Origin of the sequence: Pseudomonas sp. NFACC02, from assembly GCF_900110765.1 — a bacterium.
Lineage (GTDB): Bacteria > Pseudomonadota > Gammaproteobacteria > Pseudomonadales > Pseudomonadaceae > Aquipseudomonas.
This window is the reverse complement of sequence record NZ_FOEO01000006.1, coordinates 129756-156373: the sequence shown is the minus strand read 5'-3', so window position 1 is coordinate 156373 and position 26618 is coordinate 129756. Positions and strand designations below refer to the sequence as shown.

Sequence of the window (26618 nt, the reverse complement as noted above, 5' to 3'; positions counted from 1 at the left end):
ACCGTGGGAGCCGGCTTGCTGGCGAATGCGGTGGGTCAGCACCCTCAACAGTGACTGACCCACCGTCTCACCCGGCAGTGTCAATCGACAGTGACATTATGCCCCTTCAAGAACGCCACAAACGCTTCTTCATCCAGCACCTTCAACCCCAGCTCGTTGGCCTTGGTCAATTTGGAGCCCGCCCCCGGCCCTGCGACTACCGTGTAGGTCTTTGCTGAGACGGAGCCTGACACCTTGGCGCCGAGGCTTTCGAGCTTTTCCTTGGCAACATCGCGACTCATGAGTTCCAGCGAGCCCGTCAGCACCCAGGTCTGCCCGGTCAGCGGCAAGCCTTCGACCACCTTCTTCTCACTCTGCCAGTGCATGCCGAAGTCTTTGAGCTGCTGTTCGATCTTCAACGCTCGCTCGGCGTTTTCCGGCACATCGAAGAACGCCCTGACGGACTGCGCCTGCTTTTCCGGCAACGTCTGGCGCATGTCCAGCCAGTCGGCCTTGACCACGCCTTCCAGGGTGCCGAACTTGTCTGCCAGTTTCTGTGCGCCCCCCGGCCCTATCGACGGAATGTTGAGCTTGTCGAGCATGCCGCCAAGGGTCGCGCTGGCAGCGAACTCGGCGCCTAGATCGCCGGTGTCCTGCAGTTCCATTCCACACTCGCCCAACAGCGCGCCGATGACGTTCTGGTTGTGGTCGTCTTCAAAGAAGCTGTGAATCTCGTGCGCCACTTCAAGGCCGATGTCCGGCAGGTACGTCAGCACTTCAGGCAACGCGACTTTGACCCTGTCCAGCGACCCCAACGAACGCGCCAGCACCTTGGCGGTCTCCTCGCCCACATCGGGAATGCCCAACGCGTAGATAAAACGCGCCAGCGTCGGCGTCTTGCTGTCGTTAATGGCCTTTAACAGCTTCTTGGTGGAAACATCGGCGAAGCCTTCCAGATCGATGATCTGCTCATATTCGAGCTTGTAGAGGTCTGCAGGCGAACCAATGAGTTTTTCATCCACCAGTTGCTCGATGGTCTTGTCGCCCAGGCCTTCGATGTCCATGGCACGACGCGATACGTAATGGATGATCGCCTGCTTGAGCTGCGCGCCACACGCCAGACGCCCGACGCAGCGATACACCGCGCCCTCGCTGACGGTTTCCTTGCCTTTACTGCGCTTGATCAGTTGCGTGCGCTCGACCTGCGAGCCGCACACCGGGCAGGTCTGCGGGATCTCGACCTTGCGCGCGTGGTCAGGGCGACGTTCCATCACCACCTGCACGACTTGTGGAATCACGTCACCGGCACGGCGGATGATCACGGTGTCACCGATCATCAGGCCCAAACGCGCCACTTCATCCATGTTATGCAGCGTGGCATTGGCGACCGTGACGCCAGCGACCTTGACCGGCTTCAGGCGCGCGACCGGGGTGACTGCGCCGGTACGACCGACCTGAAATTCCACGTCGAGCAGCTCGGTGAGCTCTTCCATGGCCGGGAATTTGTGCGCGATGGCCCAGCGTGGCTCGCGCGCGCGGAAACCCAGCTCGCGCTGTGCGGCGATGCTGTTGACCTTGAACACCACGCCGTCGATTTCATACGGCAGCGACAACCGACGCTCGCCGATGTCGTGGTAGTACTTCAGGCAATCCTCGATGCCGACAGCCACTTTCAATTCGCGACTGATCGGCATGCCCCACGCCTTCAACTGTTTCAGGTTTCCAATGTGGGTGTCGGAAATGTCGTGCGACACCTGACCGATGCCATAGCAGCAGAACTCCAGCGGCCGGTTGGCGGTGATCTTCGAGTCCAGTTGGCGCAGACTGCCAGCAGCAGCGTTACGTGGGTTGGCGAAGGTCTTGCCGCCGACTTCCAGCTGGCTTTCGTTGAGGCGCTCGAAGCCCGCTTTGGACATGAACACCTCGCCACGCACTTCGAGGGTTTCCGGCCAGCCTTCGCCGTGCAGCTTGAGCGGAATATTGCGCACGGTGCGCACGTTGACGCTGATGTCTTCGCCGGTCGTGCCGTCGCCGCGCGTAGCGCCACGCACCAACGCGCCGTTCTGGTACAGCAGGCTGACCGCCAGGCCGTCGAGCTTTGGTTCGCAGCTGTATTCGACCTTCGCCCCAGCGCCGAACAGATCCCCCACCGGCAGATCGAGGCCCTCGGTGACACGCCGATCGAACTCCCGCATATCGGCCTCTTCGAACGCGTTGCCCAGGCTGAGCATGGGAATCTCGTGACGGACCTGGGTGAACGCCGACAGCGCCGCGCTGCCAACCCGCTGAGTGGGCGAATCCGGCGTCACCAGATGCGGATTGTCGGCTTCCAGCGCCTTGAGCTCATGAAACAGGCGGTCGTATTCAACGTCCGGAATGCTCGGCTCGTCGAGTACGTGGTAGCGGTAGTTGTGAAGGTCCAGCTCTGCGCGCAGTTCCAGGATCCGGGTTTCGGCGGCTTTCATACGGTGTTCTCTCAGAATGCAAAAGAGCAGCCGGAGCTGCTCATCTGATGTTGCATCAACCTGTAGGAGCGCTTGCCGGCGATCAGGTGTGTCAGAACCCTAAAGGCCAACTGACAGAAAGTCATCGCGGGCAAGCGCGCTCCTACAATTAGAAGCTGCGTCGTTCGCAATCAACGACGCTGAGTCAACGCGCGACGCTCGAATTCGACGATGCGCTGGCGATAATGCTCGATGGTCTGCGCGGTCATGACACTGCGCTGATCGTCCTTCAATTCACCGTTCAACTCGTGGGCCAGCTTGCGAGCAGCGGCCACCATCACATCGAAGGCCTGCTTCGGATGGCGCGGACCTGGCAGCCCCAGGAAGAAGCTCACCGCACGGGTGCTGAAATGATCGATGTCGTCCAGATCGAACACGCCAGGTTTGACCGCGTTGGCCATCGAGAACAGCACTTCACCGTTGCCGGCCATGCTCTCGTGGCGGTGAAAAATGTCCATTTCGCCAAAGCGCAGGCCGCTTTCCAGAATGTTCTGCAGCAACGCAGGGCCTTTGAAGCCGCTTTCGTCGCGGGAAATGACGCTGATGACCAGCACCTCTTCGACCGGGGGCAGATCCTTGTCTTCGGTGATGCGCTGAGGCGGCTTGTCGTCCGGAAAGTCGTCATCCCGGGCGCTGAACAGGCTCGGCCCATCGGCTTCCAGATTCAGGTCACCCTGCTGCGGCTCATCCTTACGCTTGTTGCGTTTGCTTTCGCGCTCGGGACGTTCGGGCCGCTCACGGGCCGCGCTCATGGCGGGCAGGTCGTGCTCGTCGAGCTGCGGTTCTTTATGGGTTTCAAGGACTCGTGCAGGGCCCAACACCTCGGCGGACGAGCCTTCTTCGTCGTCCGGCAGGTTCGAGAAGCTGCGGTCCAGCCTGAATTTCAACTTGCCTTTACCGCCGCGCATCCGGCGCCAGCCGTCAAAAAGAATACCGGCAATGACAATGATGCCGATGACGATCAGCCACTCTCGCAGACCGATTTCCATGTAATCCCGTGCCTCTAATGAAAATTCTGAAAATTAAGGGCGTAAACCCCTTTAAAACGTGGAGCCAACTCTATGTTCTGAATGGCCTTTTACCCACGCCAAATGAAAAAGTGGACATTAAGCTAGCACGACCAAAGGTAACTTTACACCGTCTGTTACATCTGCATGCGGCAAGCATCTGTACCGCTGCGACCGTTCTTCCTGTGCCGAGCGCTCAGAGCGTCACTTTTCCGTCTTCAATCTGTTCGACCACATCGCAGTCCGCTACGCATCCACCAGCGCCATCGCCTCCTCTACGTCAACGGCCACAAGGCGCGAACACCCTGGCTCATGCATGGTGACGCCCATCAGTTGATCGGCCATTTCCATGGCGATCTTGTTGTGGGTGATGTAGATGAACTGCACGGTTTGCGACATCTCCTTGACCAGTCGGGCATAGCGGCCCACGTTGGCGTCGTCCAGCGGCGCATCGACTTCGTCGAGCATGCAGAACGGTGCCGGGTTGAGTTTGAAAATGGCAAAAACCAGCGCCAATGCGGTCAGGGCTTTTTCGCCACCGGACAGCAAATGGATCGTGCTGTTCTTCTTGCCCGGGGGGCGCGCCATGATCGTCACCCCTGTATCGAGTAAATCTTCGCCCGTCAGTTCCAAGTAAGCGCTGCCGCCACCGAAAACTTTTGGAAAAAGTGCCTGAATTCCGCTGTTTATCTGATCAAAGGTCTCTTTGAAGCGATTACGCGTTTCTTTGTCGATCTTGCGGATGACGTTTTCCAGCGTTTCCAGCGCTTCCACCAGGTCGGCGTCCTGAGCGTCCAGGTAGCGCTTGCGCTCGGATTGCTGCTGGTACTCGTCGATGGCCGCCAGGTTGATGGCCCCCAGACGCTGGATACGGGCGTCGATACGCCCCAGTTCTTCCTCGGCTTCTTTCTCGCTGGCCTCGGGTGTCAGCGTTGCCAGGACGCCATTCAGATCGTAGCCGTCTTCATGCAGTTGCTCCTGCAACGCCTTGCGGCGCACCGTCAGTGACTGCCATTCAAGACGCTGCTGTTCCAGTTGTCCGCGCAACAATTGTGACTGCTGCTCGGCCTGGGTCCGACGTTTCTCGGCATCGCGCAGCTCACGGTCGGCGTCTTCGAGCGCGTTTTTCGCGGTGCGCATTTCATCGTCGACGACCATACGCTTTTCCAGTAACTCTTCGAGTTTCAGGCGCAGTTCCTCGAGAGGCGCCTCGCCCTCCTCCAGGTTGAGGTTCAACTGCTCGCGCTTTTCGGTCAGGCGCTCGGACTGCATTTCAAGGCGCTCCAGCGCCTGACGCGTGGAGTCGTGCTGTGCACGCAGCGAGCTGAGCCGCACGGCCAACTGGTTGGCGTGGTCCTTGTGCTGACGTGCCTCCTGACGCACCCGGTCGAGCCGTTCACGCAGGCTGTCGCGCTGGGCCAGCAGCAACTCACGCTGCTCGGTGTCCAGCGCCATGCTGTCGAGGGCTTCCTGCAAGTGCAGGCGTGACTCACCGAGACTCTCCTGCTCAATGGCGCGCTGCTCGCCCAGTTCGGTGAGTTCTTCATCCAGCCGCGTGCGGCGCAAGGTCAATTGCTCAACCTTGGCTTTGGCTGCCGACAGTTGCGCCTTGAGTTCGCTTTGCTGACGGGTTTCGTCCTGCAGGCGACGACGCAACTGTTCGCGATTGCCTTCCTGCACACGTTGCTGCTCGCGCTGCGCCAGCAGGTGTTCTTCCAGCGCCGCCAGGGTCGCTTCGCGCTCTTCACGCTCAAGCTCCAGGCGCTGCAGCTCCTGCCCCCGCGCCAGTACGCCGCTCTCGGCTTCGCTGGCACGACGAACCCGCAGAAAATCCCGGCCGACCCAATAGCCGTCACGGCTGATCAGGCTCTGTCCGGCACCCAGTTGCGCACGCAGTGACAGTGCATCGTCCAGGGTTTCGACCGGCCTGACCTGCCCCAGCCAATGGGTCAGGTCGACATGGGTTTCCACTTTCTCCAGCAGGCTACCGGGAACGCGCGTGCTGTCAGTTGCCGGACTCACCAGGCGTAAATCGCCCTGATTGAAACCGGCGAGATCGAGCCCTGAGAAGTCGTCCACCAAGACCGCGTGCAAATCGGCACCGAGCACGGTTTCCACTGCCAGTTCCCAACCCGCTTCGACGCGCAGGCCCTCGGCCAGACGCGGGCGCTCGTTGAGCTGCTGATCGCGCAGCCACTCAGCGGTGCCGGTGCCGGGATCGAGCGCCGCCTGTTGCAGAGCTTCCAGCGAGGCAATGCGCCCGTTCAGGCGTTGCAGATCACCTTGCGCCTGCTGCTGCGATTGAGTGGCCTGTTGCAGTTCGAGGCGCAGTTGCTCAAGACGTTCGATCAGTTGTTCTTCTTCAGCCGTCAGTTCTTCGAAGGTCATCTCGCGTGCTGCGAGGTCTTCGCTGAGTTCAAGAATGGCGGCGTCTTCAGGATCAGCGGCCAGCAACTGGCGTTCTTCGCCCAGACGGCGCTGACGCTCGGCCAGCCGCTCCATGCTGGTTTCCAGTTGCTGGATGCGCGATTGTTGAACTTCGGCCTGACGCCGAGGCTCGGCGGAGGTCAGGTTGAAAGCGTCCCACTTTTCCTGCCAGCTGTGCATCGAGGCTTCTGCCTCTTCCAGCGATGCGGCGGATTCCTCGGCGGCAGCCAGGGTCATTTCCTGTTCCGGCTCGAGCATTTCCAGCTCTTCGCCAAGGGTCGCCAGCAAGGTGCGGTCATGGCCCAGGTGCGATTCGGTTTCCTGTCGCGCCCGCTCGGCTTCGCGCAGGTCGTCCTGCAACTGACGCAAGCGCTGCTGGCCATGCTGAATGCTCTGCTCGACGCGAGCGATATCACCGCCCACCGAATAGAAGCGGCCTTGCACCAGGTTGAACCGCTCGGACAGGTCATGATGACCGTCACGCAGACGCTCGATCAACGCATCGGCACTGCGCTGATCGGCCACCAGGGATTCGAAACCGATTTCCTGAGTGCCGATGATCGATTCGCGTTGAGCGACCTGTTCGTTCAGGGCCTGCCAACGCAACGCCGACAGCTGTGCCTTGAGCTGACGCTCTTCGGCTTTGTATTCCTGGTACTTTTCGGCGGCCTGCGCCTGACGCTGCAGCCGCTCCAGTTGACGACCCAGCTCGTCGCGCAGGTCGGTCAGGCGTGCAAGGTTCTCGTGGGTGCGACGAATACGGTTTTCGGTGTCGCGACGGCGTTCCTTGTATTTGGAAATGCCGGCCGCTTCTTCGATGAAGTTGCGCAGGTCCTCAGGCTTGGCCTCGATCAGCTTGGAGATCATGCCCTGCTCGATGATCGAATAGCTACGCGGGCCGAGGCCGGTACCGAGGAAGATGTCGGTGATGTCGCGACGACGGCACTTGGTGCCGTTCAGGTAATAGCTGTTCTGGCTGTCGCGGGTCACTTTGCGGCGGATGGAAATCTCCGCATAGCTGGCGTACTCACCGACCAGGGTGCTGTCCGAGTTGTCGAACACCAGCTCGATGCTGGCCTGACTGACCGGTTTACGGCTGGTGGAGCCATTGAAGATGACATCGGTCATCGACTCGCCGCGCAAGTTCTTGGCCGAGCTTTCGCCCATGACCCAGCGCACCGCGTCGATGATGTTGGATTTGCCGCATCCATTGGGGCCGACCACGGCCGCCATGTTGCTGGGGAAGTTCACCGTCGTCGGGTCGACAAACGATTTGAACCCCGCCAGCCTGATGCATTTAAGGCGCATGGATCAGTTGGCCGCCAAAGCAGACAGGATGGACTGGCAGCTGCGCTCGGCGTAACGGGTCAGCACGGTTCGAATGCGCCCCAGATCGCGCGCGACCACCGCTTCGAGCAACTGCCCGAACAGGGTCAGGTATTCGCTCATTTCCGCCTGACGCTGTTCCAGTGCGAGGTAGTAGAAGCGGCTCATGGACGGCTGCAGGTTCTCGACGGTCTCCTCCAGGTACGGATTGTTCGCGAACGGATACGCCGCGCGCATCACATTGAAGCTGTCCTCGACGAAGCTTTTTATGTCCTCGCGCTCACAACTGGCGATCAACCGTTGCTGAATTTGCAGGAAAGGCGCCAGATCGAGTTCTTCCTTCCAGCTTTTCGCCACCGCGAGGCCGAGCAGAATGTACAGCTCGCTCATCAATGCGCAGAGGCTGGTGACGTTGTGCGGGGTGAGCACCGACACCTGCGCGCCCCGGCGCGGCAGGATCACGATGAGGTGACGGCGTTCGAGGATCAGCAGCGCTTCGCGCACCGAGCCGCGGCTGACGTTGAGTGCAGCAGTGACCTTCTGCTCCTGAATCCGCTCCCCTGGCTTGAGCTCGCCGCGAATGATCCGCTCGGCGAGGTGATGAGCGATCTGCTCAGCGAGGCTGTCCGGTGCCTTGAACGTCATGTCTTTCCTTCAAACCCGATAGCTGCACACAAGCGGCGCAGTGTATCGCACTGGATACCTGTGGCGCAGGGCCATGTGCATGGAAACTGGCACGAAATAAGCAAAACTTTGAGCCTCGCCACATTGTTTTATTGCAAGGTCGTGTTGCCGTTAATCGGCCCGTCGCCGGAAAAGCCGTTTTCTTGACTTAAAGGTCAGAAATAAATTGACCCGATAGTCAGAACTGATAAATTCATCGACAGGTTCAATGACAGCTTCCGTTACACCTTTCCAAGATTGCCATCCCTTACAAGAAGACGAGGCGCGACCCGTGATCCAGTTTTTGCTGAACCAAGAGCTGAAAACCGAGCATGCTCTGGACCCCAACATGACGGTGCTCAATTATCTGCGTGAGCATTTACACAAGTCCGGCACCAAGGAAGGCTGCGCCAGCGGTGACTGCGGCGCCTGCACCGTGGTGGTGGGCGAGCTGACCACCGATGAAGACGGTCAGGATCACCTGAGCTACCGCAGCCTCAATTCCTGCCTGACTTTCGTTGCATCGCTGCATGGCAAACAGCTGATCAGCGTCGAAGACCTCAAGCACCAGGGCGAACTGCATAGCGTGCAGAAGGCCATGGTCGAGTGCCACGGTTCGCAATGCGGCTTCTGCACACCCGGTTTCGTGATGTCGTTGTTTGCCTTGCAGAAGAACAGCAATGCGACGGACTCGACACAAATCAAGCACGCTCAGGCCCATGAGGCCCTGGCCGGCAATCTCTGTCGCTGCACCGGTTATCGTCCGATTCTCGCGGCTGCCGAACAGAGTTGCAGCCAGCGCCAGCCCGACCAGTTCGACGCCCGGCAGGCACAGACCATGGCGCGCCTGAAAGCCATCAAGCCCAAGGAAACCGCCGAACTGAACAGCGGCGACAAACGCTGCCTGGTGCCGCTCACCGTCGCCGACCTCGCTGACCTCTACGATTCGTACCCTCAGGCACGCCTACTGGCTGGCGGCACCGACCTGGCGCTGGAAGTCACGCAATTCCATCGTCCATTACCGGTGATGATCTATGTCGGCAATGTCACCGACATGAAGAAGATCGAGCACTTCGACGACCGTATCGAGATCGGTGCTGCCACGGCGCTGACCGACTGCTACGAAGCATTGAGCGGTGAATACCCGGATTTCGGCGAATTGCTGCACCGTTTTGCATCGCTGCAGATCCGCAATCAGGGCACGTTGGGCGGCAATATCGGCAATGCCTCGCCCATTGGTGACTCGCCTCCCCTGCTGATCGCATTAGGCGCGAAAATCGTCCTGCGTAAGGGCGAGAAGTCTCGCACCCTGGCACTGGAAGATTACTTCATCGATTACCGCGTGACCGCGCGTCAGGAAAGCGAGTTCATCGAGAAGATCATCGTGCCCAAAGCCAACGCCAGACAGGCATTCCGCGCTTATAAAGTGTCCAAACGCCTGGATGACGACATCTCGGCCGTCTGCGCAGCCTTTCGCCTGCAGGTGGAGAACGGCGCCATTGTTGACGCCCGCGCTGCATTCGGCGGCATGGCGGCGATTCCCAAACGCGCCGCTAACTGCGAACAGGCGTTGATCGGTCAGCCCTGGACCTCGGCCACCGTCGAGCGTGCCTGTGCGGCGCTGGAAAAGGACTTCACGCCCCTCTCGGATTTCCGCGCCACCAAGGAATACCGCCTGCTGACCGCGCAGAACCTGCTGCGCAAATACTTCATCGAGCTGCAAACGCCACACATCGAGACTCGGGTGACTGCATATGTCTAATCATCATCCCGCTAAAACCCAGGAAGAACTCGTCGCCCTGTTCCAGCAGGACCTCACCACCGGCGTCGGCCGCAGCGTCAAGCACGACAGCGCCGACAAGCACGTGTCAGGCGAAGCGATCTACATCGATGACCGGCTGGAGTTTCCTAATCAGTTGCACGTCTATGCGCGAATGTCCGATCGGGCGCACGCGCGGATTGTGAGCGTTGACGTCTCGCCCTGCTACGACTTCGAGGGTGTACGCATTGCAATTACCCACGAAGACATCCCTGGCCTGAAAGACATCGGCCCGTTGCTGCCTGGCGACCCGCTGCTCGCCATCGACACGGTCGAGTTCGTCGGCCAGCCAGTGATCGCCGTTGCCGCTCGCGACCACGAAACCGCACGTAAAGCGGCGATGGCCGCGATCATTGAATATGAGGACCTGGAGCCGGTGCTCGACGTGGTCGAGGCCTACCGCAAGAAGCATTTCGTGCTCGACAGCCATACCCATCAGCGCGGTGATTCAGCCACCGCTCTGGAGACTGCACCGAACCGCATTCAAGGCACGTTGCACATCGGCGGTCAGGAACACTTCTACCTGGAGACGCAAATCTCCTCGGTGATGCCGACCGAAGACGGCGGCATGATCGTCTACTGCTCGACGCAGAACCCGACCGAAGTGCAGAAGCTCGTCGCCGAAGTGCTGGATGTGTCGATGAACAAGGTGGTCGTGGACATGCGCCGCATGGGTGGCGGTTTTGGCGGCAAGGAAACCCAGGCCGCGAGCCCTGCGTGTTTGTGCGCAGTGGTCGCGCGCCTCACCGGTCAGCCGACCAAGATGCGGCTGCCGCGCGTCGAAGACATGATGATGACCGGCAAGCGCCACCCGTTCTACGTCGAGTACGACGTGGGTTTCGACAATGACGGTCGCCTGCACGGGATTCAGCTCGATCTGGCGGGAAACTGCGGCTATTCACCTGACCTGTCGGCCTCGATCGTCGACCGGGCGATGTTCCACGCCGACAACTCGTACTACCTGGGCGACGCCACCATCAACGGCCATCGCTGCAAGACCAACACCGCGTCCAACACGGCCTATCGCGGCTTCGGCGGTCCGCAAGGTATGGTCGCGATCGAGGAAGTGATGGATGCGATTGCCCGGCATCTGGGCAAGGATCCGCTCGCCGTGCGCAAGGCCAACTATTACGGCAAGACCGAGCGCAACGTCACCCACTACTACCAGACCGTCGAGCACAACCTGCTCGAGGAGATGACCGCCGAACTGGAAGAAAGCAGCCAGTACGCCGAGCGTCGCAAGGCGATCATGGCCTACAACGCCAACAGCCCGATCCTGAAGAAAGGCCTGGCGTTGACCCCGGTCAAATTCGGCATTTCCTTCACCGCCAGCTTCCTCAACCAGGCGGGTGCGCTGATCCACATCTACACCGACGGCAGCATCCATTTGAACCATGGCGGCACCGAGATGGGCCAAGGCTTGAACACCAAGGTCGCGCAAGTCGTGGCCGAAGTGTTCCAGGTCAGCATCGACCGCGTGCAGATCACCGCGACCAACACCGACAAAGTGCCGAACACCTCGCCCACCGCGGCCTCCAGCGGCGCGGACCTGAACGGCAAGGCGGCACAGAATGCGGCGGAAACCCTCAAGCAACGGCTGATCGAGTTCGCGGCAAAACACTATCAGTGCGAGGCGTCCCAGGTTGAGTTCCGCAACGGCCATGTGCGCGTCGGCGAGCAGGTGATCAGCTTCGACACGCTGGCGCAGCAGGCATGGATGGGTCAGGTGTCGCTGTCGAGCACCGGCTATTACAAGACACCCAAAATCTACTACGACCGCAGTCAGGCACGCGGTCGGCCGTTTTACTACTTCGCCTTTGGTGCGGCGTGTACCGAGGTGATCGTCGACACGCTGACCGGCGAGTACAAAATGCTGCGCACCGACATCCTGCATGATGTCGGCGCCTCGCTGAATCCCGCGATCGACATCGGTCAGGTCGAGGGCGGCTACATTCAAGGCATGGGCTGGCTGACCACCGAAGAGCTGGTGTGGAACGCCAAAGGCAAGCTGATGACCAATGGCCCGGCCGGGTACAAGATCCCGGCGGTGGCAGACATGCCGGCAGACTTGCGCGTGAAACTGGTAGAAAACCGCAAGAACCCCGAAGACACAGTGTTCCATTCCAAAGCCGTGGGTGAGCCGCCGTTCATGCTGGGCATCGCCGCGTGGTGTGCAATCAAGGACGCGGTGGCAAGCCTGGGTGATTACAGGCATCAGCCGAAGATCGACGCGCCGGCGACGCCTGAGCGTGTTTTGTGGGGATGTGAGCAGATGCGTCAGTTGAAGCGTGATCAGGAGCTCGTCCCCACGCTTCGCGTGGGAATGCAGCCCGAGACGCTCCGCGTCGATTAACGGCATGACGCAGAGCGTCACAGGAAGCGTGCCCACGCAGACGGTTCGACGTGGGTACGATCAATTCGATCGCCTGACGCGATCAGGAGAAACACATGAACAACTGGATCAGCGCCCTTGCCGAACTGCAAGCTCAGGGAGAACCCTGCGTGCTGGTGACCATCATCGAGGAGCGTGGCTCGACGCCGCGCAATGCAGGCTCGAAAATGGTGGTCAGCGCCGAACGGATCTACGACACCATTGGCGGCGGGCATCTGGAATACAAGGCGATGGCGATTGCCCGCGAAATGCTCGACAGCGGCAGCCAGCAGACGCGTCTGGAGCGGTTCAGCCTCGGCGCCAGCCTGGGCCAGTGCTGCGGCGGCGTGAACGTTTTGCTGTTCGAGCCGATGGGGCAGCCACAGGCGCAGATCGCCGTCTTCGGCGCAGGCCATGTCGGCCGCGCGCTGGTGCCGCTGCTTGCCAGCCTGCCCTGTCGGGTGCGCTGGATTGACTCGCGCGAAGCTGAATTCCCCGCGCACCTGCCGCATGGCGTCACCCGGATCGTCAACGACGAAGTGGTGGACGAGGTGGATAACCTGCCCGCGGGCAGTTACTGCATCGTCATGACCCACAACCATCAACTGGACCTGGAGCTCACCGCAGCGATCCTCAAGCGCGGCGACTTCGCCTGGTTTGGCCTGATCGGCTCGAAAACCAAACGTGCAAAATTCGAACACCGCTTGCGTGATCGCGGCTTCGCGCCCTCCCTGGTACAGCGCATGCGCTGCCCCATGGGCCTGGCCGAGGTCAAAGGCAAGCTGCCGATGGAGATTGCGGTCTCGGTCGCCGCTGAAGTGATCGCGACCTACAACGCCTGCTTTGGTCTGGAAAGCAGCAAGCAAAGTGGCTCTCCGGCTGCTGAACCCGTTGCCAGGCTGACGCCCGTCTCACGCCGCCAGGCTCAATGAATAAAAGTGAATGCTCAGATGACTATTGAAAAGAAAGCCTACCGCGCCGCCATCGTCCACAGCATCGCCGACCCGGCCGAGGTGGCGCTCGAAGCCTCCTACGAGTATTTCGAAGACGGCCTGATGCTGGTCGAGGACGGCAAGATCAAGGCCGTTGGCCACGCCAAAGACCTGCTTGGCACACTCGCCAGCGACGTCGACGTGGTGATCTACACGGACGCACTGATCACCGCTGGCTTCATCGACACGCACATCCATTTGCCGCAGACCGGCATGGTCGGCTCGTACGGCGAACAGTTGCTGGACTGGCTCAACACCTATGTCTTCCCGGTGGAGCGGCAGTTTGCAGATCCTGTCCACGCCGCTGAAGTGTCCGATATTTTCATCAAGGAACTGCTGCGCAACGGCACCACCACCGCCCTGGTGTTTGGCAGCCGTCACAAGGAGTCGGTGGACGCGTTCTTCACCGCTGCCGAGAAGCTGAATCTGCGCATGATCGCCGGCAAGGTCATGATGGACCGCAACGCACCGGATTATCTGGTGGACACCGCCGAGTCCAGCTATGTCGACAGCAAGGCGCTGATCGAGCGCTGGCACGGCAAGGGTCGCTTGCACTACGCGGTCACGCCGCGCTTTGCGCCCACCAGTACCCCGGAGCAACTCACCCTTGCGGGCCAACTGCTGACCGAGTACCCGGACCTCTACATGCAGACCCACATCAGTGAAAACCTGAAGGAAGTCGAGTGGGTCAAAGCCTTGTTTCCTGAGCGCAAGAATTACCTGGACGTCTACGACCACTTCAAGCTGCTGGGCGAACGTTCAGTGTTCGCGCACGGGGTGCATCTGTGCGATCAGGAATGCGAGCGCCTGGCGGAAACCGGCTCGGCCATCGCCTTCTGCCCCACGTCCAACTTCTTCCTGGGCAGCGGGCTGTTCAACCTGCCGATGGCCGAGCGGCACAAGGTCAATGTCGGCCTGGGCACCGACGTCGGGGGCGGCACCAGCTTCTCGATCCTGCAGACGCTGAACGAGGCGTACAAGGTGATGCAGCTGCAAGGCGCGAAGCTCAGCCCGTTCAAATCGCTGTACCTGGCGACCCTGGGCGGCGCGCGGGCACTGCGTCTGGACGACAGGATCGGTAACCTGAACGCAGGCACCGAGGCGGACTTCGTGGTGCTGGACTTCAACGCCACGCCGCTGCTGTCCTACCGCATGAAACAGGCGACCAGTATCGAGGAGAAGTTGTTCGTGCTGATGACGCTGGGGGATGACAGGACAGTCAGCGAGACCTATTCGGCGGGGGTTCTGGTGCATCAGCGCTGATGTACGGTGCGGCGTATTGATGATCGCTGATGATCGTTCCCACGCGGAGCGTGGGAACGATCAAACTGAACTTAGTGCGAGCTGATCCACTGTAGTAGCGCGGCTTAAACCGCCGTACTGCGCCCCGGCTTTTTCTTCGGCAGCATCAGGTGCGAGAACACCGCGTGCAGGTCGTCCGACGCGCTTTCCTCGTCCAGATTGAGCTTGCTGTCGATGTGATCCATGTGGTGCATCATCAGGTTCACCGCCAGCGCCGCGTCGCGGGCTTCGATGGCGTCGATCAACTGGGTGTGCTCATCGTAGGAACAGTGCGAGCGGTTGCCGCTTTCGTACTGGGCGATGATCAGCGATGTCTGCGACACCAGACTGCGCTGGAAGCTGATCAGCGGTGCATTTCTGGCCGCCTCGGCCAGTTTCAGGTGAAACTCGCCAGACAACCGAATCCCCGCACCGCGGTCGCCTCGGGAAAAACTGTCGCGCTCGTCGCAGACCATCTTGCGCAGCTCAGTGAGCTGCTCGGCCGTTGCGTGCTCAACGGCGAGTTCAGTGATCGCTTTCTCGACCATGCGGCGAGCGAAGAACACCTGCCGCGCTTCTTCAACGCTCGGGCTGGCGACCACTGCGCCACGGTTCGGACGCAGCAACACCACGCCTTCATGCGCCAGACGCGACAAGGCTCGACGAATGATGGTGCGGCTGACGCCGAAGATTTCGCCCAGCGCTTCTTCACTCAGCTTGGTACCAGGCGCCAGCCGCTGTTCGAGGATGGCCTCGAAAATGTGCGCGTAGACAATGTCGTCCTGAGTACCGCTGCGGCCAGCCTTGGCGGCATGCGGTTGTTTCTTGAGAGGTTGCAACTGATCGTTCATGGGCACTCGTAAGAACTGAATCCGGCGCGGGGCCGTGACCGTGATCGGCAATGACGAATCAATAGCAGATATCGCCCAAACGTCACAGTAAAAGTAATGGCGCATTGTACACAGTGCGCACCGTCTGGACACGCTCCTGATTTCGCGACCGTTATGCACACAATCCGAAAATTTCTCACAACAAAATCAAAAACATTATTTGCAATTTTTGTATACAAAAGCATAATTCGCCCGTGCATGTTTCTGACCTTTCAGTCAACAAATCACACTGAAAGGTCAACTCGCCTCAGGGAGCAGTTACCGGCTCTGAAAAAAACAACAAAAACGTTCCGAGGAATTCACTGTGGAAAGTCGCAAACCCGAAGCCGCGCCGCTGGATGCCACTCAACTCGACCTCAGACCAAAACGCACAGGTTTACTTGAACGCCTCTTCAAGCTGAGCCTGCATGGCACGACCGTGAGAACCGAGCTGCTGGCGGGCCTGACGACCTTCATCACCATGGCTTACATCATCTTCGTGAACCCGAACATCATGGCCGACGCCGGTATCGATCACGGTGCCGCCTTCGTGGCCACCTGTATTGCCGCCGCGCTGGGTTGCCTGTTGATGGGCCTCTATGCCAACTGGCCGGTCGGCCTGGCGCCCGGCATGGGCCTTAACGCGTTCTTCACCTACACCGTGGTTGGCACCATGGGCTACAGCTGGCAAACGGCGCTGGGCGCAGTGTTCATCTCCGGCGTGCTCTTCATGATCCTGACCCTCTCACGCATTCGGGAATGGCTGCTCAACAGCATCCCGGTGAGCCTGCGTTTCGCCATGGGCGCCGGTGTGGGGCTGTTTCTCGGACTGATCGGCCTGAAAACCGCTGGCATCGTGGTCGACAGCCCTGCGACGCTGATCAAGCTCGGTTCGTTGCGCGAGCCCGGTCCGCTCTTGGCCGCCATCTGTTTTCTGATGATCGCCGTGCTCAGCTATCACCGCGTATTCGGCGCGATCCTGATCAGCATCATCACCGTGACCCTGGCGGGCTGGGGTTTGGGACTGGTGCATTACAACGGCATCTTCTCGGCTCCGCCAAGCCTGGCACCGACCTGGATGGCGATGGATGTCGCAGGCGTGTTCAACGTCAGCATGATCAGCGTGGTCCTGGCCTTCCTCTTCGTCCACATGTTCGACACCGCAGGCACATTGATGGGCGTGGCCCAGCGCGCAGGCCTGGTCAATGACGACGGCCGCATCGAGAACCTGTCGCGCGCCCTGAAGGCCGACAGCGCGTCGAGCGTCTTCGGCGCCATGGTCGGCGTGCCACCGGTGACCAGCTATGTGGAAAGTGCTTCGGGTGTGGCTGCCGGTGGTCGTACGGGATTGACCGCCGTCACCGTCGGCGTCTTGTTCGTCGCCGCGATGTTCTTCGCGCCGCTGGCCGGCATGATCCCTGCTTACGCTACCGCTGGCGCACTGATTTACGTGGCGATGCTGATGATGGGCGGCATGGCGCACATCGAGTGGGACGAAGCGACCGACACGATCCCGGCCATCGTGACGGCGATCATGATGCCGCTGACGTTCTCGGTCGCGGACGGGATTGCCTTGGGCTTCATCACCTACGTGGTGCTGAAAGCCGGCACCGGTCGGCACAGGGAAATCTCTGTGAGCCTCTGGGCGCTGTGCGCTATTTTCATCGCCAAGTTTGTGTTTTTGTAAGCCCGTATGAATACCCGACTGTAGGAGCGCGCTTGCCCGCGATGCGTCATCTCAGCCACGGATCTGGTGACTGAAAGAACGCAATCGCGGGCAAGCGCGCTCCTGCAAGGGTTCTACATCAACGCCGGAGGGCGTTTTTGCTTTTCTGATGTTCAACGAGGAGAAACCCGCATGACCCTGGAAACCTGGCTGCTGTTCAGCGGCGCGGCGCTCGTCGTCATTCTGATCCCGGGCCCGCTGTCGCTGTTGATGATCGGCAACAGCCTCAATTACGGCCTGCTGCGGTCGTACCCGGCGTTTCTCGGCGGGGTCTGCGCCTCGATCTGCCTGCTCAGCGCCTCGGCCCTTGGACTTGGTGCGTTGTTGATGGCGTCCGAACAGGTGTTCAGCGCACTGAAAATCGTCGGCGGCCTGTACCTGTTTTATCTGGCCTGGCAGAGCTGGAAACAATCGCGCCAGCCTGCCACCGCAGCGCAAGTGCCTGACGCGGTGAGCAACCCTGGCTTCGCCTCGCTGTTCTGGCGTGCGTTCGTCCTGGGCGCCAGCAATCCCAAGGACATCCTGTTCTTTGCCGCGTTCCTGCCGCAGTTTCTCAAGGCGGACCAGCCGTTCCTTGGTCAGTTGATCACCATGATCGCGACCTGGACCGTGCTGGACCTGGCCTGCAAGTTGTTTTACGGCATGAGCGCCCGGGGTGCGGCGCGCTATCTGCGCACCGGCAAAGGTCAGAGTTGGTTCAACCGTATCAGCGCCGGGCTTTTCGGTGGTGCGGGCACCGCTGCCTTGCTCAGCCACTGACACCCGATCAACAAGGCCATTGCTGCTCACGCGCGACGGCCTCGAGGGAGGACGCTGTCAGCTCAGAAGTCGTCCGCCAGTCGCTGCATGAACACCTGCGTGCCTGCATCGGTCTGGCTGGTCACTTTCAACCCGCCCATCAACTTCACCAGACGCCCTTGTTCACGCGTCGTCCTCAACTGAAGGACCACGGGTGCATCAGGATGGGCTGCCATCCACTCATCCATCCAGCGGTTAGACATCGGGGCCGGACTGTCCGCGGAGGCAACCTTGAGGGTCACCTTGGCACCGTGGAAGCGCCGCAATTTCATCAGGTACGCCGGCTCCAGCCCCTCACGCTGAAACATTAAAAGCCCCATGCGCTGCAGCAGCGCATCATCAGGCGCGATCAATACGTACCCGGCTTTAGCGACCAAGGCGGACATCAGTTCTCTCAAACTCGTCTTCCCGGCATGCCCTGTCACGTCCTCGGTCACCGCGACGATCAGCTTTTCGACAAATGACGCCTCGTTGACGACAAAATCGAGGCGATTGAAGGTCCGCAATGAAGGGCCGGTGCCGACGTTCAGACTGGGATTAGGGGTTCTGACCCATTCCATCCGCGCGCCTTCGAGCATCAACAATGGGTCATTCAGCGCGGGCAGCCGTGCCTGACCACCCTTCTGCCAGGCATTCAGCGCCGCCTTCATGTTGATCAAGCGGGTGCCAGTCCAACCGGTCTGGCCCTGATCAGCAAGTTCGAACAACTTCTCTGCCAGTACCCTATAGCTGGCCGGGGTCAGGCCGGGGCGGCCCTGCTCGATCAGCTCATGGATTGCGCGCTTGAACAACGGGCCGTGTACGGTCCACGCGCCGTTGAAAAACGAGGCCATGACCGGTTGATCCCCGGTTATTCTCACCGCCTTGTCAAGGCCTGTCAGGCTTTGGTCCACCGTGGTGGGTGCCTTGAGGAATACCGTCGAGGTAGACGGTGAGCCACCGCCTGGCAGAACGTCATACCGCAGACCGTCCATCTGAATGAAGTCACCCGCCAGGCCGGTGCGGCGGAATATCGGCGGGATCGCGTCCGTTCGCTCAATCCCTGTGGCAACCCCCAAGGGTTGTCCCCACTGCTTCCAGGCGTCGGGGCTCGCGAAGGCCGCGCCAGAGGTTCCCGGACGGATACCCGCGACGCGTTTAGCCTCACTCTCCGTCACCGGGCCGCCCTTGCGCTTGACGCCGCCGGGTGCCGCAGGCGCTGTATCGGGGGCTGGCGCAGGTCGACGGTAGGTTTCAGCCCATGTCGGCACTTCCCGATGCGTTTCATAGTGGATGGCAACGTCCAGTTCGAGACGGCGCTGGCGGTCGGGCGGAAACTCAAAACCGTCGAGCAGTTGGCGCGCCTGACGATGAGTAAACGCTGGGTCCGCATGCGCTTTGGCGATGAGGATCTCGGCGATGGACGATTTGACCCCGCCTTTGAGGCCCACGTCGGTGTGATACACCCAGTCGCCATTTTCAAACCGCACCGGCGGCTCATAGCCGTGCGTGGATGAACGTTTCAAGCGCAGCGTCTCTTCCGAAGCCCTGCGATACACCGCATACGTCTGGCCCTCGCGCTGAATCCACAGCTGTCCGTCTTGCAGAAAGGTCCCGGCGTCACGGCCGGTCTGAGGAATCGCATCGCTAAGGGTCCTGTGCGCTTCGTACCCTTCGAACGGCCGGACCTCATAGCGTCGCACCCCCGATACGACCGGCTTGAGCCGACCTGCGCGAGCACCGTAGCGGGTGAGCACGCGAATCGATGCGGCGCCCGGGATGATTGACATCGCCACGTCCACCACCCCCAATGCGACACCGCCCGCCGCCAACAGACCGTCGTCCAGGCGCCCCGCACGAAAAGCCTTGGCTGCCTCGTGCCCTTCGTCCCAGGCACCCTGAAGGCTGATCAGGGTACCGATGCCGGGCAACAACCCCAGCAAAGCCCGAAAGTAGCCCAGGTAGTCTGCGTTCTGCGCTCTGCTGGCCTCCCGATCAAGGTCGAACTGACTGCGCGCGAGGATTTCAGTCATACGATAAACAGCGCCGGCGCGCACGCTCAGTTGCTGTGCAGCCATTTGCAGGTCGAGTGCCGGCTCAAAACGGATGAAACCTTCGAAGCCACGCATCAGCGCCTGCTTGATGTAGCTGGCGTGACGGGCGCGGTTGGCAGCGTCCAGCGTGCGCTCGCTCAGGTAAGCGACCCATTCGTCATGGCTGATCAGTTGCTGGATCAGGCGCGACCTGGCCTCGTCGGACGTGGCGCCTTCGACGAACACGAGGTCTCCCGGTGCGTCGGGCAGATAGATCAACGTGCGCCCGCTCGACAGGTCGCGAACGGCACACAGGCCGTCGAGGGTGTGACCGCCGCCTTCGCCGCTGACCGCATGACCGGGTTTGAACACGACCCAGTTCATTTCCAGTCGGGCAGCGTCGGTTTCACGCCGGGATCGGGCGACGGCCGCCAGCCTCAGCATTCGATAACCGTCGTCGGTCAGACGTCGGCGGGTCGCGGCGCAGAAACCTTCCAGCAATAGCTTGAGTTCGTGGGGCTCCAGCAACAAGTCGGCGCGACGCTGTAGCGCGTGCGCCGATAGCCCGGTGAACGCTTCCGAGGCCTGAGTCGGTACGTGAAAGACCGTACGAAGCAGGTTTCGATAACCTTGGGCAACGTCCAGTTGCGGGATGACGCGATGCAAGTAGGAGGCGGTGAGACCGGCCTCGACGTAGCGCGTTTCGGTGAGGTCCGATTCGGCGAACGACAGCCGATGGGCCATTTGCTCATCACCCACCGGGAAGTTGCGCCGCGCCAGCTCACCGAGGCTGAACTGCTCGCGTGCCTCGCTTGGCACCCAAGGGGCGGCGTAGCTTTTGACGCGGCCGAACTGCGGATCGATTTCGTAGGCTTGCGACACGCTGACGGGCACGTCGAGAACGAACTGTTGCGGATCGACGTCGATGCCCAGGTCCGTCTTGATTCGCCTGTTCAATTGGTCGCTCGTGAAGTCGTCGAACGAGGGCAGGACCGCCTGCAGATGCTGCTCAAGGCGCGATGCCGCCGCGTGATAAGCGGTCAGCATTTCGCTGTACGCCTCCTGCTTCTGCGCATTGGCGGTGCGCAGCCATTCCGGCAATGGCGCCGTGAATTCCAGAAGGGCGAGGTCCAGAGGTCCGTCCGCCAGCAGCTCGTCGGGACTCGGTTGTGGGGTGTTCATGCGCATATTCTCCAGCACGTAATCGGAGCGCTGGAGTGTCCATAGACCGGGCGAGGCGTTGCCACACATATGTATTGAGCGTTGCGCCACCTGTTTCAAAATGAAAAAAGCCCGCAGTGTGGGCGGGCAAGAGGAACAGGGGCAAAGCAGATGAAGCGCGTGGAATGCGTGGGCTAGCTGCCGCGATAGGTCGAGTAGCTGTAAGGCGAAATCAACAGAGGCACATGGTAGTGGTCCTGATTGGCGTCGATGCCGAAGCGCAGCACCACCTCATCCAGAAACGCCTGCTCCCCCAGTTTGACGCCCTTGGCGCGGTAGTAGTCGCCCGCGCTGAAGTGCAGTTGGTAGACGCCGGAGCGGTAATCGTCGCCCTGCAGCAACGGCGCGTCACAGCGACCGTCGCTGTTGGTCAGCGCCTCGGCGATTTTCTCCAGGCGCTCGCCGTCGACCCGATACAGGGCAATCCGGATGGCGCTGCCGGGGCAGCCGTGCGCGGCGTCCAGCACGTGTGTGGTCAGTCTTCCCATGGCGTGTCAGTGCCTCAGTGAGGGTTGGAAGTCGATGAGTTGCACCCACTTGGTGCCGTCATCGCGAGGTTCGGATACAAGCGATGACGGATTAAGACACTTTTCCAAAAAGTTGTACACAATAAAAATCAGCTTTTCTGTTGCCGTGGCTGCTCAGTGCGTGGCAACCCCGAATTCGCGGGGATCGCGGAAAGTATTAGTGTTTTTCCACAGATCCTGACCACTCAGGCAAGTTTCTTGCACGGACGTATGGCGGCTAAAAAGCAAAAAAACAGGCTTACAAATCAGAAATAAAGTTGTATACAATCTATCCATCGCAGCGGCGGCCCGGTGATTCAGCGAAGGCCCTGCCACAGACAACACGTAGATAAGGAAGATTGCAGTGAGCGCCGACTATCCACGCGACCTGATCGGTTACGGCCGTAACCCGCCCCACCCACAGTGGCCAAGCAATGCCCGGATCGCGCTGTCATTCGTACTCAACTACGAGGAGGGCGGCGAGCGCAACATCCTGCACGGCGACCCGGAATCCGAAGCGTTCCTGTCCGAAATGGTCGCGGCGCAACCGCTGCAAGGCCAGCGCAACATGAGCATGGAATCGCTGTACGAATACGGCAGCCGTGCGGGTGTATGGCGTATTCTCAAGCTGTTCAGGCAATTCGACATCCCCCTGACGATCTTTGCCGTGGCCATGGCCGCGCAGCGTCACCCGGACGTCATCCGCGCGATGGTTGAGGCAGGTCACGAGATCTGCAGCCACGGTTACCGCTGGATCGATTATCAGAACATGGACGAGGAGCAGGAACGCGAGCACATGCTCGAAGCGATCCGCATCCTCACTGAACTCACCGGCGAGCGGCCGCTGGGCTGGTACACCGGTCGCACTGGTCCCAACACCCGTCGTCTGGTGATGGAAGAAGGCGGTTTTCTTTACGACTGCGACACCTACGACGATGACCTCCCCTACTGGGAACCGAACAATCCCACCGGCAAGCCGCACCTGGTGATTCCCTACACGCTGGACACCAACGACATGCGCTTCACCCAGGTGCAAGGTTTCAACAAGGGCGATGACTTTTTCGAGTACCTGAAGGACGCGTTCGACGTGCTGTACGCCGAGGGCGCCGAAGCGCCGAAGATGCTTTCGATCGGCCTGCACTGCCGCCTGATCGGTCGCCCTGCCCGCCTCGCTTCGCTGCAACGTTTCCTTGAATACGTCAAAGGCCATGAGCAAGTGTGGTTCGCCCGTCGCGTCGACATCGCTCGCCATTGGCATGACGTCCACCCGTTCAAAGGAGACGCACAATGAGCCGTTTCCAGACGTTGACGCCCTCTTCCCTGAGTCGCGAAGACTTCGTCAACGCCTTCGCCGGCATCTACGAGCACTCGCCCTGGGTCGCCGAAAAGGCCTACGACCTGGGACAAGGCAGCGATCTGGACGACATCGAGACGCTACACGCCCGTATGAGCGATATCCTGTTGAGCGCCGACCACGCCACGCAACTGGCGCTGATCAACGCTCACCCGGATCTGGCCGGCAAAGCCGACGTGCAAGGCCAGTTGACCGAAGCCAGCACGAATGAACAGGCTGGCGCCGGTATCCACCAGTGCACGGCTGAAGAGTTTGCACGCTTCACCGAACTGAACGACGCCTACAAGACCAAGTTCGCGTTCCCCTTCATCATGGCGGTAAAAGGCAGCAACCGGCACCAGATCCTCGCAGCATTCGAGACACGCATTCATAACTCGACCGATGTCGAGTTCGCCTGCGCGCTGGCCGAGATCAACAAGATCGCGATGTTCCGCTTGCAAACCCTTTGAGCCATGCCCCTCTCCACGTCCCTTACCAAAGGCAGACAAGAATGAAAGCTTACGCCGTACCCTTCGAGAAATACGTCAATCTGGCCGACGCCCGTCTGGGCACCAAAATCATTTCCGTCACTGACGACTGGTTCGCCGATGCCAACCGCCTGTTCCAGCCGACGCCAGCGGTCTGGAAAGAAGGCGTGTTCGATGACAACGGCAAGTGGATGGATGGATGGGAATCGCGCCGCAAACGCTTCGAAGGCTATGACAGCGCCGTGATTCGCTTGGGCGTGGCCGGTTCGATCAAGGGCGTGGACATCGACACCTCCTACTTCACCGGAAACTACCCGCCCTCGGCCTCGCTGGAAGCCTGCTTCCTGGCCTCGGGCGAGCCAGACGAAAGCACCGAGTGGACGGAAGTGCTGGCAGCCGTGGAGCTCAAAGGCGACAGCCATCACTACCACGAAATCAGCGACACCCAGGCGTACAGCCACCTGCGTTTCAACATCTACCCGGACGGCGGCGTGGCGCGTCTGCGCGTCTACGGCGTGCCGCACCGCGACTGGTCCGCGGTGGGCGACAACGAACAGGTCGATCTGGCCGCCGCGCTCAATGGCGGTCGCGCACTGGCCTGCTCCGACGAGCACTTCGGCCGCATGAGCAACATCCTCAACCCGGGCCGTGGCGTGAACATGGGCGACGGCTGGGAAACCGCCCGTCGTCGTACCCCTGGCAACGACTGGGTGATCGTGGCCCTGGGTCACGCCGGTGAAGTCGAGCAGATCGTTGTCGACACCTTGCACTTCAAAGGCAACTACCCGGACAGTTGCTCGATTCAGGGCGCGTACGTCAAAGGCGGCACCGACAGCCAGATCGAAACCCAGAGCCTGTTCTGGCGCGAACTGTTGCCGAGCCAGAAGCTGGAAATGCACGCCGAGCACACCTTCGTCGAGCAGATCAAAAACCTGGGCCCGATCACTCACATCCGCCTGAACGTGTTCCCGGACGGTGGCGTGAGCCGGTTGCGGGTGTTGGGCAAGGTCGCGAAGTAATGCTGAGTCTGTAGGAGCGTGGCTTGTCCCGCGATCTGTCGCGAAGCGGCAGTGATACCGGCAAATTCGGTGTATCAGACAACCGCATTTCTCGGATTTACGACGACTGCGTCGCCGATCGCGGGACAAGCCGCGCTCCTACAGAAGATCGTGTAAAGACAAAAATTGCTGTGTTTTCATTTACGAATTTCGAGAAAGAAGAACCCGCATGCGCACACTGATTATCGAGCCGTTGACCAAAGAAGCCTTCGCCCCTTTCGGTGACGTCATCGAAACCGATGGCAGCGATCATTTCATGATCAACAACGGCTCGACCATGCGCTTTCATCGTCTGGCGACCGTGGACACGGCCACGCCGGACGACAAAGCGATCATCAGCATATTCCGCGCCGACGCGCTGGACATGCCGTTGACCGTCAGCATGCTGGAGCGCCATCCGCTGGGCAGCCAGGCTTTCATTCCGCTGCTCGGCAACCCTTTTCTGGTCGTGGTCGCGCCATTTGGCGATGTACCTGAACCAGAGTTGACCCGCGCCTTCATCACCAATGGCAGGCAGGGTGTTAATTACCATCGCGGCGTCTGGCACCACCCGGTGCTGACGATCGAAAAGCGGGATGACTTCCTGGTGGTTGATCGCAGTGGCAGTGGCAATAACTGCGATGAGCATTTCTTCGAAGAGAGTCAGAAGATGATTCTCGATCCCCAAAAATAATGAGGGTCTGACCGCTCGTTAAGTGGCGGAAGACTAACGGTAAAGACTGTGGCTGCACATCTGATGGAATGGCTGAATCTGGGCGTGCGCTGGATTCACATGATCGTCGGGATCGCCTGGATCGGCGCGTCCTTTTACTTCGTCTGGCTGGAGAACAACCTCAACCGCGCCAACCCGCGCGAAGGGCTCTCGGGCGATCTGTGGGCGATCCACGGTGGCGGTATCTACCACCTGGAAAAATACAAGCTGGCTCCGCCGACCATGCCGGACAACCTGCACTGGTTCAAATGGGAAGCCTACTGGACCTGGATGTCGGGCATTGTGCTGCTGTGCATCGTGTTTTACTCCAACCCCACCCTTTACCTGCTGGCCCCCGGCAGCACGCTGAGCGGCGGCGAAGGCATCGCCATCGGCGTCGGCGCCTTGATCGCCAGTTGGTTCATCTATGACCTGTTGTGCGACTCGCCCCTGGGCAAGCGACCCGGCCTGCTGGGTCTGGTGCTGTTCGTGCTGGTCATCGGCGCCTGCTACGGCTTCAGTCAGGTGTTCAGCGGCCGTGGTGCTTACCTGCACACCGGTGCGATCATCGGCACGATCATGGTCGGCAACGTGTTCCGCATCATCATGCCGGCGCAGCGCGCGCTGGTCGCGGCGATTGCCGAAAACCGCACGCCGGATCCGACGCTGCCCGCCAAAGGCCTGCTGCGTTCGCGTCACAACAACTACTTCACCCTGCCGGTGCTGTTCATCATGATCAGCAACCACTTCCCGAGCACTTACGGCAGTCAGTACAACTGGCTGATCCTGGCGGGGATCGCGGTGTGTGCGGTGCTGGTGCGTCATTACTTCAACACCCGTCACAACAGCCATAAGTTCGCCTGGGCCTTGCCGGTTGGCGCGCTGGGCATGATCTGCCTGGCCTATGTGACCGGTCCTGCGCCAATGCCGCGGGGTCCGGAAGTCGCCAAAATCGAGTACCAGCCGCTGCCCGGCACGGCGATTGGCGGTCACCGTGCCGATGAGCCCAAACCGGAAGTGGCGCCTGCACCTGCCACCCCGGCGGCTGCGCCTGCTCAGGCCAGCAACAGCGGCGCCGTTGACTTCGAGAAAGTGCACAGCGTGATTCAGGAACGCTGCGCGGTTTGCCATTCGGCCAAACCGACCAGCCCGCTGTTCAGCAGCGCACCGGCCGGGATCATGTTCGACACCCCGCAACAGATCCAGCAACTGGCGCCGCGCATTCAGGCCCAGGCCGTGACCGCGCAGATCATGCCGCTGGGCAACATCACCCAGATGACCCAACAGGAACGTGATCTGCTGGGGCAATGGATCGATAAGGGGGCGCAGACGAACTGATTCGAAGGGGTGTCGCCGATGCCCCTGATGGACTCAATGCCTGTGGGAGCCGGCTTGCTGGCGAAAGCGGTGTGTCAGTCGACGCACATGTGCCTGATAGACAGCATTCGCCAGCAAGCCGGCTCCCACAGTAGACCGCGTCACGACCGCTTCTGATTCACACGTTCCACCGCCCAGCCGCAACGGGCGTACTCAAAAAATAAGAACAA

Annotated in this window: 19 protein-coding genes; 12 read left to right on the top strand and 7 right to left on the bottom strand. The window is 60.6% G+C overall.

What is annotated here, in order from left to right; genetic code table 11:
- Positions 1-80: 80 nt before the first annotated feature.
- The 4 genes from ligA to BMY73_RS08050 all read right to left on the bottom strand — a co-directional run bounded on the left by ligA (position 81) and on the right by BMY73_RS08050 (position 7888).
- Complete coding sequence (gene ligA / locus BMY73_RS08065) at positions 81-2444, bottom strand: NAD-dependent DNA ligase LigA (RefSeq protein ID WP_092406278.1); 2364 nt, start codon at positions 2442-2444, stop codon at positions 81-83.
- Between the two features lie 170 nt (positions 2445-2614).
- Positions 2615-3472: a cell division protein ZipA gene (gene zipA / locus BMY73_RS08060; RefSeq protein ID WP_062385874.1), complete on the bottom strand. Its 858-nt coding sequence runs from the start codon at positions 3470-3472 to the stop codon at positions 2615-2617.
- Between the two features lie 264 nt (positions 3473-3736).
- Complete coding sequence (gene smc / locus BMY73_RS08055; protein WP_092406276.1) at positions 3737-7225, bottom strand: chromosome segregation protein SMC; 3489 nt, start codon at positions 7223-7225, stop codon at positions 3737-3739.
- Positions 7226-7228: 3 nt separating this feature from the next.
- Entirely contained in the window at positions 7229-7888 is a 660-nt protein-coding gene (locus tag BMY73_RS08050) for a GntR family transcriptional regulator (RefSeq protein WP_062385877.1), read from the bottom strand.
- 310 nt (positions 7889-8198) lie between these two features.
- Between BMY73_RS08050 and xdhA the strand changes: the two genes are divergently transcribed.
- From xdhA to guaD, 4 genes are all read left to right on the top strand, one after another.
- Positions 8199-9668 carry a xanthine dehydrogenase small subunit gene (gene xdhA / locus BMY73_RS08045; protein WP_092406274.1) on the top strand — a complete coding sequence of 490 codons (1470 nt, stop codon included), beginning with the start codon at positions 8199-8201 and terminating at the stop codon, positions 9666-9668.
- On the top strand, positions 9661-12078 hold the full coding sequence (gene xdhB, locus BMY73_RS08040) for a xanthine dehydrogenase molybdopterin binding subunit (RefSeq protein ID WP_256571151.1): 2418 nt from the start codon (positions 9661-9663) through the stop codon (positions 12076-12078). Before xdhA ends, xdhB begins: the two co-directional genes overlap by 8 nt.
- Positions 12079-12173: 95 nt before the next feature.
- Positions 12174-13028: a xanthine dehydrogenase accessory protein XdhC gene (gene xdhC / locus BMY73_RS08035; RefSeq protein WP_092406272.1), complete on the top strand. Its 855-nt coding sequence runs from the start codon at positions 12174-12176 to the stop codon at positions 13026-13028.
- An 18-nt stretch (positions 13029-13046) separates the two neighbouring features.
- Entirely contained in the window at positions 13047-14351 is a 1305-nt protein-coding gene (guaD, locus tag BMY73_RS08030) for a guanine deaminase (protein WP_092406372.1), read from the top strand.
- Between the two features lie 104 nt (positions 14352-14455).
- Here the strand turns inward: guaD and BMY73_RS08025 are convergent, their stop codons facing one another.
- Positions 14456-15220, bottom strand: coding sequence for a GntR family transcriptional regulator (locus tag BMY73_RS08025; protein ID WP_092406270.1), 765 nt, complete (start codon positions 15218-15220; stop codon positions 14456-14458).
- Between the two features lie 343 nt (positions 15221-15563).
- Between BMY73_RS08025 and BMY73_RS08020 the strand changes: the two genes are divergently transcribed.
- Both BMY73_RS08020 and BMY73_RS08015 read left to right on the top strand, forming a co-directional pair.
- On the top strand, positions 15564-16925 hold the full coding sequence (locus BMY73_RS08020; RefSeq protein ID WP_092406268.1) for an NCS2 family permease: 1362 nt from the start codon (positions 15564-15566) through the stop codon (positions 16923-16925).
- A 171-nt stretch (positions 16926-17096) separates the two neighbouring features.
- Entirely contained in the window at positions 17097-17723 is a 627-nt protein-coding gene (locus BMY73_RS08015; protein ID WP_092406266.1) for a LysE family translocator, read from the top strand.
- Positions 17724-17785: 62 nt separating this feature from the next.
- On the opposite strand, the gene BMY73_RS08010 is transcribed toward BMY73_RS08015, so the two are convergent.
- Complete coding sequence (locus tag BMY73_RS08010) at positions 17786-20956, bottom strand: dermonecrotic toxin domain-containing protein (protein ID WP_092406264.1); 3171 nt, start codon at positions 20954-20956, stop codon at positions 17786-17788.
- Positions 20957-21129: 173 nt separating this feature from the next.
- Entirely contained in the window at positions 21130-21483 is a 354-nt protein-coding gene (gene uraH / locus BMY73_RS08005) for a hydroxyisourate hydrolase (RefSeq protein ID WP_092406262.1), read from the bottom strand.
- A gap of 382 nt (positions 21484-21865) precedes the next feature.
- Here uraH and puuE point away from each other — a divergent pair, with 382 nt between their 5' ends.
- The 6 genes from puuE to BMY73_RS07980 are packed head-to-tail and all read left to right on the top strand — an operon-like array spanning position 21866 to position 26409.
- On the top strand, positions 21866-22792 hold the full coding sequence (gene puuE / locus BMY73_RS08000) for an allantoinase PuuE (RefSeq protein WP_092406260.1): 927 nt from the start codon (positions 21866-21868) through the stop codon (positions 22790-22792).
- Entirely contained in the window at positions 22789-23304 is a 516-nt protein-coding gene (gene uraD / locus BMY73_RS07995; protein WP_092406258.1) for a 2-oxo-4-hydroxy-4-carboxy-5-ureidoimidazoline decarboxylase, read from the top strand. The genes puuE and uraD overlap by 4 nt, the downstream gene beginning before the upstream one ends.
- Before the next feature lie 41 nt (positions 23305-23345).
- Entirely contained in the window at positions 23346-24341 is a 996-nt protein-coding gene (gene alc, locus BMY73_RS07990) for an allantoicase (protein ID WP_092406256.1), read from the top strand.
- A gap of 23 nt (positions 24342-24364) precedes the next feature.
- Positions 24365-24562 (top strand): hypothetical protein, encoded by a 198-nt coding sequence (locus BMY73_RS27885; RefSeq protein WP_139214154.1) that lies wholly within the window; start codon positions 24365-24367, stop codon positions 24560-24562.
- Positions 24550-25053 (top strand): ureidoglycolate lyase, encoded by a 504-nt coding sequence (locus BMY73_RS07985; RefSeq protein WP_062385902.1) that lies wholly within the window; start codon positions 24550-24552, stop codon positions 25051-25053. The genes BMY73_RS27885 and BMY73_RS07985 overlap by 13 nt, the downstream gene beginning before the upstream one ends.
- Positions 25054-25101: 48 nt before the next feature.
- The gene (locus tag BMY73_RS07980) at positions 25102-26409 is read left to right on the top strand and encodes a urate hydroxylase PuuD (protein WP_092406254.1); all 1308 of its coding nucleotides are present in this window, start codon (positions 25102-25104) and stop codon (positions 26407-26409) included.
- The last annotated feature ends 209 nt before the right edge of the window (positions 26410-26618 follow it).

Excerpts from the sequence above, each read along its gene's own strand:
- xdhC (WP_092406272.1), top strand. The coding sequence starts at position 12,174 with ATGAACAACTGGATCAGCGCCCTTGCCGAACTGCAAGCTCAGGGAGAA.
- alc (WP_092406256.1), top strand. The coding sequence starts at position 23,346 with ATGAAAGCTTACGCCGTACCCTTCGAGAAATACGTCAATCTGGCCGAC.
- ligA (WP_092406278.1), bottom strand. The coding sequence starts at position 2,444 with ATGAAAGCCGCCGAAACCCGGATCCTGGAACTGCGCGCAGAGCTGGAC.
- uraD (WP_092406258.1), top strand. The coding sequence starts at position 22,789 with ATGAGCCGTTTCCAGACGTTGACGCCCTCTTCCCTGAGTCGCGAAGAC.
- uraH (WP_092406262.1), bottom strand. The coding sequence starts at position 21,483 with ATGGGAAGACTGACCACACACGTGCTGGACGCCGCGCACGGCTGCCCC.
- smc (WP_092406276.1), bottom strand. The coding sequence starts at position 7,225 with ATGCGCCTTAAATGCATCAGGCTGGCGGGGTTCAAATCGTTTGTCGAC.
- BMY73_RS08025 (WP_092406270.1), bottom strand. The coding sequence starts at position 15,220 with ATGAACGATCAGTTGCAACCTCTCAAGAAACAACCGCATGCCGCCAAG.
- BMY73_RS08010 (WP_092406264.1), bottom strand. The coding sequence starts at position 20,956 with ATGAACACCCCACAACCGAGTCCCGACGAGCTGCTGGCGGACGGACCT.
- xdhB (WP_256571151.1), top strand. The coding sequence starts at position 9,661 with ATGTCTAATCATCATCCCGCTAAAACCCAGGAAGAACTCGTCGCCCTG.
- BMY73_RS07985 (WP_062385902.1), top strand. The coding sequence starts at position 24,550 with ATGCGCACACTGATTATCGAGCCGTTGACCAAAGAAGCCTTCGCCCCT.
- zipA (WP_062385874.1), bottom strand. The coding sequence starts at position 3,472 with ATGGAAATCGGTCTGCGAGAGTGGCTGATCGTCATCGGCATCATTGTC.
- BMY73_RS08015 (WP_092406266.1), top strand. The coding sequence starts at position 17,097 with ATGACCCTGGAAACCTGGCTGCTGTTCAGCGGCGCGGCGCTCGTCGTC.
- BMY73_RS08050 (WP_062385877.1), bottom strand. The coding sequence starts at position 7,888 with ATGACGTTCAAGGCACCGGACAGCCTCGCTGAGCAGATCGCTCATCAC.
- guaD (WP_092406372.1), top strand. The coding sequence starts at position 13,047 with ATGACTATTGAAAAGAAAGCCTACCGCGCCGCCATCGTCCACAGCATC.